General features: G+C 63.8%; 9 protein-coding genes and 1 tRNA gene. 5 read left to right on the forward strand and 5 right to left on the reverse strand.

What is annotated here, in order from left to right; translation table 11 throughout:
* Positions 1-273 precede the first annotated feature (273 nt).
* Complete coding sequence (locus tag IVA93_RS33230; RefSeq protein ID WP_026233809.1) at positions 274-3,330, reverse strand: ATP-binding protein; 3,057 nt, start codon at positions 3,328-3,330, stop codon at positions 274-276.
* A gap of 263 nt (positions 3,331-3,593) precedes the next feature.
* On the opposite strand from IVA93_RS33230, the gene IVA93_RS33235 reads away from it, so the two are divergent.
* Positions 3,594-4,085 (forward strand): hypothetical protein, encoded by a 492-nt coding sequence (locus IVA93_RS33235; RefSeq protein WP_018459438.1) that lies wholly within the window; start codon positions 3,594-3,596, stop codon positions 4,083-4,085.
* A 149-nt stretch (positions 4,086-4,234) separates the two neighbouring features.
* Here IVA93_RS33235 and IVA93_RS33240 read toward each other — a convergent pair whose 3' ends face one another.
* Positions 4,235-5,134 (reverse strand): alpha/beta fold hydrolase, encoded by a 900-nt coding sequence (locus IVA93_RS33240; RefSeq protein WP_018459437.1) that lies wholly within the window; start codon positions 5,132-5,134, stop codon positions 4,235-4,237.
* 281 nt (positions 5,135-5,415) lie between these two features.
* A complete protein-coding gene (locus IVA93_RS33245) occupies positions 5,416-6,168 on the reverse strand; it encodes an SDR family NAD(P)-dependent oxidoreductase (RefSeq protein WP_247789474.1) in 753 nt (250 codons plus the stop codon).
* 93 nt (positions 6,169-6,261) lie between these two features.
* Between IVA93_RS33245 and IVA93_RS33250 the strand changes: the two genes are divergently transcribed.
* Complete coding sequence (locus IVA93_RS33250) at positions 6,262-6,573, forward strand: ArsR/SmtB family transcription factor (protein ID WP_026233807.1); 312 nt, start codon at positions 6,262-6,264, stop codon at positions 6,571-6,573.
* Positions 6,574-6,689: 116 nt separating this feature from the next.
* On the opposite strand, the gene IVA93_RS33255 is transcribed toward IVA93_RS33250, so the two are convergent.
* A tRNA-Met gene (locus IVA93_RS33255) sits at positions 6,690-6,766 on the reverse strand.
* Between the two features lie 312 nt (positions 6,767-7,078).
* Between IVA93_RS33255 and IVA93_RS33260 the strand changes: the two genes are divergently transcribed.
* Complete coding sequence (locus IVA93_RS33260) at positions 7,079-8,536, forward strand: coniferyl aldehyde dehydrogenase (RefSeq protein WP_247789476.1); 1,458 nt, start codon at positions 7,079-7,081, stop codon at positions 8,534-8,536.
* A gap of 120 nt (positions 8,537-8,656) precedes the next feature.
* A complete protein-coding gene (locus tag IVA93_RS33265) occupies positions 8,657-10,249 on the forward strand; it encodes a GMC family oxidoreductase (protein WP_247789478.1) in 1,593 nt (530 codons plus the stop codon).
* Between the two features lie 64 nt (positions 10,250-10,313).
* On the opposite strand, the gene IVA93_RS33270 is transcribed toward IVA93_RS33265, so the two are convergent.
* Positions 10,314-11,075, reverse strand: a complete 762-nt coding sequence (locus tag IVA93_RS33270; RefSeq protein WP_247789480.1) for an SDR family oxidoreductase — start codon at positions 11,073-11,075, stop codon at positions 10,314-10,316.
* Between the two features lie 118 nt (positions 11,076-11,193).
* Here IVA93_RS33270 and IVA93_RS33275 point away from each other — a divergent pair, with 118 nt between their 5' ends.
* Positions 11,194-11,706 carry a CvpA family protein gene (locus IVA93_RS33275; RefSeq protein WP_018457563.1) on the forward strand — a complete coding sequence of 171 codons (513 nt, stop codon included), beginning with the start codon at positions 11,194-11,196 and terminating at the stop codon, positions 11,704-11,706.
* The last annotated feature ends 106 nt before the right edge of the window (positions 11,707-11,812 follow it).

Consider the following 11,812-nt stretch of genomic DNA (forward strand, 5'->3'; position numbering starts at 1 on the left):
CCGCAAAATCGGATGCTAAAAAATTGAAATCAAAAGTCGCCTGGCCGTGTGGCCAGGGCCGACGGTAGCCGACCTTGCTGCGCGCGCAAGGGCATAGTCATCGGAGCGGGCGGCACAAGCGTGCCGTCCTCCGCGCTGCACCATGAAGGGCCCTTCAAGATAAAGGGCGAAAACAACCCCATGCACAGTAGCTAACTCCTTGCGGCGCCTGCTTAATTTATTTGACGCGTCGGGCAGATTTCGGCCCCGATAGCGGCCCGGCCGCCGCTGCCGTCAGCTGAGCTCGTCACCCGTCGCCTGCATCTCGTTGAGCATCGCCTCGGCCTTGTGGCGCAGCGGCAGCGCGCCGCTCTCGGCGGCGATCGCGATGGTCGCGCGCAGGGCGCTCAGGATCGCCGCCCTGGCCTCCGGATCCGACGGCGGCGTCACCACGGCCTCGCCGAACAGCGCCTCCGCCTCCAGGCCGGAGAACCCCTGTTGCCGCGCGGTGTTGCGCGCTTCGCGCAGCATGTTCTGCGCGGCCTGGACGTCGCCGAGACGGTGGGTGGCGAGCGCCAGGTAGATCGAGCTGCGAAGCACCGCCGAGGTATAGCCGACCGCCTTCGCTTCCTCACGCGCTTCCGTCAGCATGCCGCGCGCCCGGTCAAACAGCCCCTGCTCCAGATAGGCCATGCCGAGATGGCAGGCGAGCACCGGCACGAACAGCCGGATGCCGTGCTTCTGCGCCAGGACAAAACCATTCTCGAGAATGGCCGCGGCCGCCGCCGGCTCGCCGCGGCCGAGCATCAGCCAGCCGCCGCTATAGGCCGCGGCGACGCGGTCGTAGGGGCGGCCGGTCTCCTCCGCGATCGCTGCGGCTTGCTGCTGGAGCTGCTCGGCGGCATCGATCTGGCCCATCACCGTGTGAGTGACGCTGTTCATCATGCAGCAAAGCAGGAGCAAAGATCGTGGGGTCGTGCCGATCGGAGCACTCGCGGTCAGACCCGCAAGGTGGACGCGGGCGGTGGCCAGCATCTTCTCGGCGCGATCGTAGCGGCCGGAAAGAAAATAGGCCTGCCCGAGACTGTATTGCGCGAGATTACGCCAAGCGGGATTTCCCGAGCTTTCCGCCAGATGCACCACATCTTCCCCGATCGTGACAGCTTCAACCGGCGTTCCATAGAAATTCTGGGCACCCGCTCTCATGGTCATGGCCGCGACCTTGCGTTCAATATCGCCAATCGCATCGGCTCGCCGTTCGGCCTCGCTCCCCAAATCCAGGGCTTCGGCGACACGCCCCGACCCGGCAAAGGCCAATCGCGCCTCCATCCGCAGGTCGATGGCGTCCGTTTCGCGCGCGTGCGTCACCGGGATCTTGTCGAGAGAACCCATCGCGATCTCGAAATAATCGACCGCTTCGGCAAAGGCCGAGCGCACCAGACATTTTCGAGCCGCGCTCCTGCCATGCTGAAAAGCCTTCCGCCAATCCTTCGCTCGGGTCGCGTGATAGCAGAGCGTATCCGGACCGTCGGTCCACGCCTCGTCGGTCTCGAGAGCCGCCAGAATGCTGGCATGGATGCTTTCCCGCACCTTCTCGACCATCGAATCGTAGGTCACCTGCCTGACCATCTCGTGCCGGAACTCGAGCGAATCCTCCAACTCACTGTCGATCCTGACGAGCAACTCGGCCCGGTCGAGCGCGGTGAGGCAATCCTGCAGGACGTCTTCCGGCACGGCCGCTACTCTTCGCAGTGTGGCCTGGTCGGCCCGGGGTCCAAGCGCCGCGGCGATCTGGAGAAGCGATCGTTCCTGTCGTGACACACGATCCAGCCGCGCCGCGATCACACCCTGAATGCTGCTGGGGATGCCGAGTTCGTCCACAGGACGCGCAAGGGAAAGGTCGCCCCACTGGCCAAGAAGCATGCCGCTGTCCTTCAAACTGCGGCAGACCTCCTCAATGAACAGCGGAACGTTGGCCGTATGAGAGATGATCCGATTCTTCAGGTCTTCGTTGGTCGTGGCGGGACCAAGCATGTCCGCGAGCATGGCCAGCCCCGAATTGTCATCGAGAGGCCGCATCGCCACGATTTCCGCGCGGCAGCTCGCGATCCACACCGGCATTCCATTGGGCCGCGTCGTCAGCAGCACAAGCAAATCAGGGCATTGCAGCCCCGAAAGGGTCGCGACGACCGCATCGCTGGCCCGATCCATCCAGTGCAGGTCCTCAATCAAAAGGATCGTACGCTGACGACGGGCGACGCTCTCGATGATCGCACAGCTTGCGTCTGAAATCGCACGACCGCGCGCGTGAGGCTCCAATTCATCCCATTGCGGATCGGAAACCGGCAAATCCAGGATCGCGTCGAGAGCCCGCTGTTGCACCACCGGCAATTCGTCTCTGGGATCATCCGTCTTGGTCTGATCTCTTGCTGACGTATCGAGGATCGAGAGCAACAGGCGCTTGAGCGCGCTGTACGGCGCACCCTGGAGATTTGGGCTGCACTCGACATCGATCAGCCGCCAGCCGCCAGCCCGGAGGTCCTGCGCGAATTCATGCGCAAGCCGAGACTTGCCAATGCCGGCGTCACCCATCAGCAGAACCGTCTGCCGGCCGGCAGCAACCCTATCCGCAGCGCGCCACAACAACGCCCGCTCCGTCGTGCGGTCGACGAATCTGGAAACGCTCCGCGCACGTCGGACCCGCCAGCTCGACAGATCACTCGCACCCATCACCCGGTAGACAGGCAGGGGCTCGCCGAAACCACGGAGCGCCTTGCGGCCAAGGAATTCAAAGCGGACGTGTCCGTCCGCCAGCTCCTGGCAGGCTTCGGAGACATAGATCTGGTTCGCCTCGGCTGCCGTCTCCAGCCGAGCCGCGAGGTGCTGGGCTGCGCCGCCGATCTCGTAGACCTTGGAAAATTCGCTCGCGACCATGTAGGCCACCACATGACCCGAGTGCAGGCCGACCCGGACTTGAAGTCCTGGATCGCCCAGACTGCCAACACGCCGGACCAGCTCGATGGCCGCGTGGCAGGCTAAGGGCGCGTGGTTGTCGTCGGCGATCGGGGCGCCGAAGACGGCGGCCAACCCGTCACCCAACTCCTTGCTGACGATGCCGCCGAACTGGCGCACCGCGCCTCTCATCGCCGCAAGAGCAGGCTCGAGGCGCGACACCGCCGCCTCCGGCTCCAGTTCGGCAACAAGACCTGTGGAATCGACGACGTCGGCACGCAGAATCGTCACAAAGCGTCGTTCGCTGTCGGGGTCGACGGGCTGGCGCACCGCCGCTCCGCATTTGGAGCACCAGCGGTCGCCCGGACCAATCGCCGACTGACAAGCGAAGCAATGCATTCCAGCGCCTTCAACCACTGCCTCGGCAGCCTCACCCCAATCCCCGCGAGGCGTTCGACCCAACAATACCTATAGGAAAGTGCATGGCAATTGGGCTTGCGACATAGGCGACGTTACGGGATGGAGGCTCTCTGGACGAAATACATTCCTGAGTGGTAGCGTTGAGGGCGCACAACAAACAGCGTGATCGGCCGTAGCGTGACGCGTATTTTCGGCCACCGCACCAGAGATTTTGACAAACAGACATATGAAGGAAAGAGGCGATGGCCGGACTGGTATATAGCGGCAAGGCATTTCGAGACTTGATGAATAGCAATTACTATCCTTTGGCGAACATGAAGAAGAGCGTCGCGAAGCTCAAGGAGTCCGAGGACATCGACCTGCCGACCTTGGAATACGGCCAGTACCATTTGATTCTGAACCCGGCATCGAACTGGCCGCAGGGCAGCGCCAAGTACTGGCACAAGGAAAAGGGCCGGGCCCGCGTCGACCTCAGCACCCAGCCGAACACAGTCCCCCTGTCCAGGGATGAGCCGGGCGTCATTCCGCTGACGCGATGCGATCTGCTCGATGCCTGCGTCCGGAAATGCTTCAACTCCGAGCCGCCAATCCCGATGAAGACGAAGATCATCACCCACGAAGCCAGCGACGCTTTCGCGCACCGGCACGAGATCCGGCTGGAGTGGGACTACAAGAAGGGCTCGGACAAGCCGACGCTGCTCAATCTGACGATGGTCTGTCCGCACAGATCCTGACGCATTCTGTAGTACGCAAGACGCATCACGCCCGCGCGACTGGCGCGGGCGTAATGTTTGCTTCCGATCGCCGTTCGCCCCAAGGGGGCAGCCCTCGCGCTTGCCAAGACCGTGCTGTCGAAGGAAGCAGCACTGCCAAGACGCTGGTCCTATCCACCGCCTCCAAAAAACCGGTTCAGCTCGTACGCAGTCTGCTGCGGAAGCTCCTCCGGGAAGAAGTGCCCGCCATCAAGCGGCTTTCCGTCGATGTCATCTGCCCACGCCCGCCAGAGCCCCAAGGGGCCGCCCTCGCTCGCATACCACGCGTTGAGGGGGCCGCGACCGCTCCAGAGCACGAGCACAGGGCAGTCAATTCGGCGGCCGGAACGACGGTCCGCCACATCGTGCGCGTGATCGAGTGTCGCGGCCGCACGATATTCCTCGCAGATCGCGTGAACATGCGCCTCATCGCTCAACGCGTCGATATAGGCTGCTCGCACCGCCGGACTGAAGCTGCCGGCCGAAGACCCCCAGCCATGCAGCGCATTGTCGATGATGGCGTCGGGGGCTGCCGACAATAACCGCTCGGGAAGAGGTTCAGGCTGCGCAAGCAACGACCACGGCCAATAGCCGACCGTCAGGTTCTTGTCGGCGCGCTCCCAGGCGTCGGCAATAGGAACGACATCCAGGACGGCAAGCCGCTGCACGCGTTCGCGGTGATCAAGCGCGAGCCGAAAGGCGACACGGCCGCCACGATCATGGCCCGCGACCGAGAAACGGTCGAAGCCGAGTTTCGTCATGACGGACACCATGTCGTTTGCCATTGCTCGTTTTGCATATGGCGCATGGTCCGGACTGGAGGGAGGACAATCGCTCCGGCCATATCCGCGAAGATCGGCGCAGACCACGGTGAAGTTTTGCGCGAGCAACGGCGCAACGTCTCGCCACATCAGATGCGTCTGCGGAAATCCGTGCAACAGGAGAACGGCCGGCCCCGAACCGGCCCGACGGATGAAGATCCGGGCCTCGTCCGCCTGAACATCGGCGGCGTCGAAATCCTCGAACTGCATTGGCCCTCTCCTTCCGAACGACGGCAAGCCAACAAGCGAGCACCGGACGGGCCCGGTGTCCTCGTGTTGACGCCCGGCGCCATCCTGGGTTCCTTCCCGGATGGCATGCTCTGGGCTGATCGCGCTTACGCTTGGCAGCTCCACCGACGGCGACGGGACGCGCTTCGGCATGGTCCGAACGAACCCAAGCTCAGCCAAGCAGGACATGCATGATCGAGGACGCCCCAAAACAAAAAATGGCGCGCGCAAGGCGTGCCATTTCCTTCTGTAAACCAACAAATTCAGCGAAGGCCGCCGGCGACGTGAAGCGTCTCGCCCGTGACGTAGGATGCGTCGTCCGAAGCGAAGAAGGCCACCGCGGCAGCGATCTCCTCGACCTTGCCGACTCGGCCAAGCGGAGTGGTGGATTCGATCCAGTTTCGCATGTCGCCCTCGTGCAGGCCGGCGGACACGACCCCCTCGGTGACGATCATGCCGGGATTGACGGCGTTGACGCGGATCTTGCGCGGCGCCAGTTCCTTGGCCAGCACGGCGGAGATCGCATCCACCGATGCTTTGGTGGCGGAGTAGACGGCGCCGTTCGGCGGCGCGAGAGTCGACGCCGCGGAGCTGATGTTGATGATGCTTCCGCCATTGGCGTTGAAGTGCCGCGCCGCCTCTCCTGAGACCAGGAGGAGGCCCAGCACATTGAGATCGAACTGCTTGTGGAAATGCTCCGGCGTGATGGCCTCGAGCGGCGCGAACTCGTAAACGCCCGCGTTGTTGACGAGGATGTCGATCGCACCGAGCGCCTTCACGGTTTCCGCGACTACACTTTTCACGTCCTTGGCATCGGCCAGATTGCCGTCGACCGCGACGGCTTTGCCACCCTTGGCGACAATGGCGGCGACGACGCGGTCGGCGGCCTGCTTGCTGGAGCTGTAGTTGACGGCGACCGCCGCGCCCTCGGCCGCGAGCCGCGCGGCGATTTCGGCACCGATGCCTTTGGATGCGCCGGTCACGAGCGCAACTTTTCCTTCGAGTCTCTTGGTCATCACATTCTCCATCATCCGGCGCGACGCCGATATTCAATAGTTCAATATTAGTGAACTATTGAATGAGTTCAAGGGAGGTGCTATATTTTGTGCATGGTGCAGTTCGTTCACCCATCGCGGAGCGAGATTTCACTGGCTGGGGTGCTGGGAGCGCTCGCGGACCCTATGCGGCTGCGGATCGTCAAAAGCCTGGCCGCACAGAGTGATTGCATGTCGTGCACCGAGGCGGCGCCCTGCCCTGACATGGCGAAGTCGACTCTGTCGAACCATTTTCGCATCCTGCGCGAGGCCGGCCTGATCCGGACCTCAAAGCAAGGCGTCCAGCACCGCAATGTCCTACGCGAGGAGGACATCAATGCGCGGTTTCCGAAGCTGCTGAAAATGATCCTTAGCTATCCGGAGTGAGCCGTTCCCCACTCTTGCGCAAGGTGCGACCGACGTTTCCACCGGAGCGCGGCCAAAACAAAAATGGCCCGCGTGAAGCGGGCCATTTTCGGATCGGGACCGGTAAGGTCCGAACTTGGTTGCGGGGATAGGATTTGAACCTATGACCTTCAGGTTATGAGCCTGACGAGCTACCGGGCTGCTCCACCCCGCGTTAACCGTTGCTTTGCCTTCGTGAAAGCGCCGGGGACGGTGAATGAAGGGCCGGCGCTGTTCGCGTGGCTTGCTTCGTCCGTCCCGAAGGCTTCCTTGGAAGGCAACCCCGGGCAAAGCCCGTTGGGTGCGGGCGGTATGTACCAACCCGGGGTGCCTTTGGAAAGGGCTGCGAGAACGTTTTTTTCGACTTTATGACAGCGCGGTGGACGAATTTGCGGCCTATTTGGCCGGCCCTTGCCAGAAGTTCCACAAGGGGCCAGCTTGCGGCAACAAAACCAGGCGGAAACGCCACTTAATGGGGGAGAACGCCATGGACCACGCCTTGGATCGCCCCTCAGATCGCCCCCCGCCGAGCGCCCCGCTTCGGGGCCTCGAAGACGCCTTCCATGCCATGGTCGAGCGGTCGCGGGCCGAGCCGGCGCCTGGCCTCGCCGAGCGGCTCGACCGCCTGGCGCGGTTGCGCACTGTCGTCGCCGACAACGAGGAGCGCTTCCGGCAGGCGATCTCGGCCGATTTCGGTCACCGCTGCGCGGTCGAGACCAATATCGCCGAGACCATGATGGTGTTCTCCGAGATCCGTCATGCCACCAAGCACCTCAAGAGCTGGATGGCGCCGCAGCGCGTTTCGACGGCGCTGCAATTCCTGCCCGCGCGCAACCGGCTGATGCCGCAGCCGCTCGGCGTCGTCGGCATCATCGCGCCCTGGAATTATCCGCTGCAGCTGACGCTCGCGCCCGCGATCGGCGCGCTCGCCGCCGGCAACCGCGTCATTATCAAGCCGAGCGAGCTTGTGCCGCACTTCTCATCGCTGCTGAAGGAGACGGTCGCCGAGCGGTTCGACGCTGCGGAATTGCTCGTCACCGGCATCGAAGACGAGGTCGCAAAGGCCTTCGCGCATCTGCCGTTCGATCATCTCGTGTTCACCGGCTCGACCCGGGTGGGGCGGCTGGTGGCGGAGGCCGCGGGGCGTAACCTCACGCCCGTCACGCTCGAGCTCGGCGGCAAGTCGCCTGTTATCATCGACGCCTCGGCTGATCTCGAAGAGGCCGCCGAGCGCATCGCCTACGGCAAGCTGCTCAATGCCGGGCAGACCTGCATCGCGCCCGACTATGTGCTGGTGCCCGAGCGCGCGTTGCAGGCCTTTGCCGAAAAAGTTCGCGCGCAGATGCGACGCATGTTCGGCACCGACCCCTCGAACAAGGACTACACCTCCGTGATCTCCGACCGGCATTATGCGCGGCTGGAAAATCTCGTCTCCGATGCGGCACGTCGCGGCGCAAAGATCCTGCAGCCGGCGAAGCCGGACGATCCCAACTGGAAGGCGCACCGCAAATTCCCGCCGACGCTGATCGTGGGCGCGAGCGAAGACATGGCGGCCATGCAGGAGGAGATTTTCGGCCCCGTGCTCCCCGTGCTCGGCTATCGCGACCCGGCCGACGCCATCGCCTTCGTCAACGCCCGCGACCGGCCGCTGGCGTTGTACTGGTTCGGCAAGGACCGCGTTGCGCGCGACGAGGTGCTGGCGCGCACCGTCTCCGGCGGCGTCACGGTCAACGACTGTCTGTTCCACTTCGCGCAAATCAACCAGCCGTTGGGCGGCGTCGGCGCATCCGGCACCGGCGCCTATCACGGCGAATGGGGCTTTCGCACGTTCGGCAAGCTGAAGCCGGTGTTCTACCGCTCGAAATTCAACCGCCTCGCCGACCTCTATCCGCCTTATGGCGGCAAGATCGCGCGGCTGGAGAAGATGATGCGATTCGTGTCGTAGGTTTCAGCACCTGTCATTGCGAGCGCAGCGAAGCAATCCAGAATCCCTCCGCGGCAAAGGTCTGGATTGCTTCGCTTGCGCTCGCAATGACGGAAAGAATGAATGCAGGGGGAAACATCAGTGACGGACACATTCGATTTCGTCGTCGTGGGCGCGGGCTCCGGCGGCTGCGCGGTGGCGGGGCGGCTGTCGGAGGATGCGGGGACATCCGTGGCGCTGCTCGATGCCGGCGGTCGGAACGACAATTGGCGGATCACCACGCCGTTCGGACTGGCTTTGCCATACAAGGCGGCGAACTGGGGTTTCGATACCGTGCCGCAGAAGGGATTGAACGGCCGGATCGGCTATCAACCGCGCGGCAAGGGACTCGGCGGATCCTCGGCGATCAACGCCATGGTCTATATCCGCGGCAACAAATGGGACTACGACCACTGGGCCTCGCTCGGCAATGCCGGCTGGTCATATGCCGACGTGCTGCCCTATTTCAACCGCTCGGAGAACAACGCCGATTTCGACGGCGCCTATCATGGCAAGGGCGGCCCGCTGCATGTCAACAGACTGCGCGCGGACAATCCGATCCACGACATCTTCCATCAGGCCGCCCGCGAGGCGCAGTTCCGCATCCGCGAGGACTTCAATGAAGAGGATCACGAAGGGCTCGGCAGCTACCAGGTGACCCAGCACAATGGTGAGCGCTGGAGCGCGGCGCGCGCCTATCTGCATCCCCACATGGACAAGCGCCCCAATCTGCGTGTCGAGACGCAGGCGCATGCCACGCGCATCCTGTTCGAAAGTGGGCGCGCGGTCGGCATCGAATATGTCCAGGGCAAGCAGACAAAGAAGCTACGCGCCCGTCGCGAGGTGATCCTCGCCTCCGGCGCCTTCCAGTCACCGCAATTGCTGATGCTGTCGGGCATAGGCGACGGCAAGGCGCTTGCCGCCCACGGGATCGACGTCGTGCATCATTTGCCGGGCGTAGGACGCAATCTGCAGGATCATCCGGATTTCGTGTTCGTCTACGCCTCCGACTATCCACACTTCGTCCATTCGTCGCTCGGCCGGCTACCATCCCTGCTCCGCGCCATCCAACGATACCGCCGGGAGCGGCGCGGCCTGATGACCACCAATTTCGCCGAGTGTGGCGGCTTCCTGAAGACCCGGGCCGACCTCGATGTGCCCGACATCCAGCTGCACTTCATCATCGCGACGCTCGACGACCACGGCCGCAAGAAGCACAAGGAGGCGGGCTTCTCGTGCCATGTCTGCCTGTTGCGGCCGAAGAGCCGTGGCAGCGTCTGGCTGAAAAGCGCCGATCCGCTGGCAGCGCCGCTGATCGATCCGAATTTCTTGGGCGAGGCGGAGGATCTCGAGACGATGGTCGCGGGCTTCAAGACGACGCGAAGGCTGATGGAGACGCCCGCGATGCGCGCGTTGCAGAAGAAGGACATGTTCACGTCCGATGTGAGAACGGACGACGATATCCGCGCCATCCTGCGCGCGCGTGTCGACACCGTCTATCACCCCGTCGGCACCTGCAAGATGGGCACCGACGCGATGGCCGTGGTCGATCCGGCGCTGAAGGTGCACGGCGTGGAAGGTCTGCGCGTCGTCGACGCCTCGATCATGCCGACACTGATCGGCGGCAACACCAATGCGCCGGCGATCATGATCGGCGAGAAGGCGGCGGATATGATCAGGGGCGAGATGCGGTGACTCTACCTCGTCGTCCCGGCCTAGTGCGCAATTGCGCATGGGGGGCCGGGACGATAGCAGCTTCTCAATTCAGCAAGAACCCGCCGTCCACCGTCACCACACTGCCCGTCATGTACCGCGAGGCCTTCGAGGCCAGCAGCAGGATCGCGCCGTCGAGATCGGACTCGGCGCCGATGCGGCGCTGGGGAATGCGCTTGGTCAGGCGCTCGCCCGGCGGCGTCGCCCAGAACGCGTGGTTCATCTCGGTGTCGATGTAGCCGGGTGCCAGCGCGTTGACGCGGATGTTCTGCCCCGCAAGCTCCAGCGCCATCGCTTTGGTCGCCTGGATGATGCCGGCCTTGGAGATCGCGTAAGGCGACACCGCCTTCAGCACGCCGGTGCCGAGCACGGAGGCGATGTTGACGATGTTGCCTGCCTGCTTGCTCGCGATCATGCGGCGCGCGATCTCGGTCGCGAGGAAATAGGCGCCCTTGAGATTGGCGCCCATCACCGCGTCCCAATCGGCCTCGGTCTGCTCGGTCGCGAGCTTTTCGATCGCGATGCCAGCATTGTTGATCAGCACCGTGACCGGGCCGAGCGCGGCTTCCGTGGCATCGAGGTCCCTGGCGATCGATGCGATGTCGGTGACGTCGAGCGCGACGGCGGCGGCGCGGCCGCCCTTGCCGCGGATCTCGTCTTCCAGGCTCTTCAGCTTGTCGGTCTGCCGCGCCGCGAGCGCGACGGCCGCGCCATGTGCCGCCAACACCCGGGCAAATTGCCGCCCCAAGCCCTGGCTCGCACCTGTGACGAGGATGGTTTCTCGACTGACGTCGAATAGGTCTGACATTGGGCGCGTCCCTGAGCTTTGGGGTCATCGGTTTTGGCCATCAATACAGACGATTTTAACGATCTGAAACCGGAATGATCGGTTCTGCGTTCACTCGTTCCATGGCAGGCTCCCGCGCATGAACAGTTTCGATCTCGCCGTCTATGCGGCGCTCGCCATCGCGATCGGCTTCGGTTTCAGGACCGGCCTGCTCGGCAGCGCCATGACGATCCTGGCCTATCTCCTCGCCGCCCCCATCGCGGTTGCGCTGATGCCGCTGATCGTCCCGCAGGTCGCGGGCAATCCGAATGCGCCGCTGCTGCAGAACTGGATCTGGTTCTTCGGCATCTTCGTGGTGGTCGGCATGCTGTTTGGACATCTCGGCCGGCTGGCGCTGAGCGACACGATACGCGACGCCGGCATCGGCGACCGCCTCGGCGGCGCCGCGCTCGGCGCCATCAGGGTCGGCCTCGTCGCCACCACCTTGGTGCTGGTGTTCGACCAGATCGTGCCGGCCAACCGGCAGCCGCCGTTCCTCGCCGGTTCGCATCTGCGGCCGCTGTTCTCGACGGTCGGCCAGATGGGCTTCAAGTCGCTGCCGCCGGAGGCGGCCTCCGCGATCGACCGTCTCAAGCAGGAGCGGCGCATCTGATGAGGCGCATTTGCATCGCCGCGCAAGCGTGCATGCATTTTGATGCGAGCCAATCCCTTATCAGCGGCGCCAAGGTTGGCTAGAATAGCGGCTCTAAAAACCTGCC

This window comes from Bradyrhizobium sp. 155, assembly GCF_023101105.1.
Taxonomy (GTDB): Bacteria; Pseudomonadota; Alphaproteobacteria; order Rhizobiales; family Xanthobacteraceae; genus Bradyrhizobium; species Bradyrhizobium canariense_D.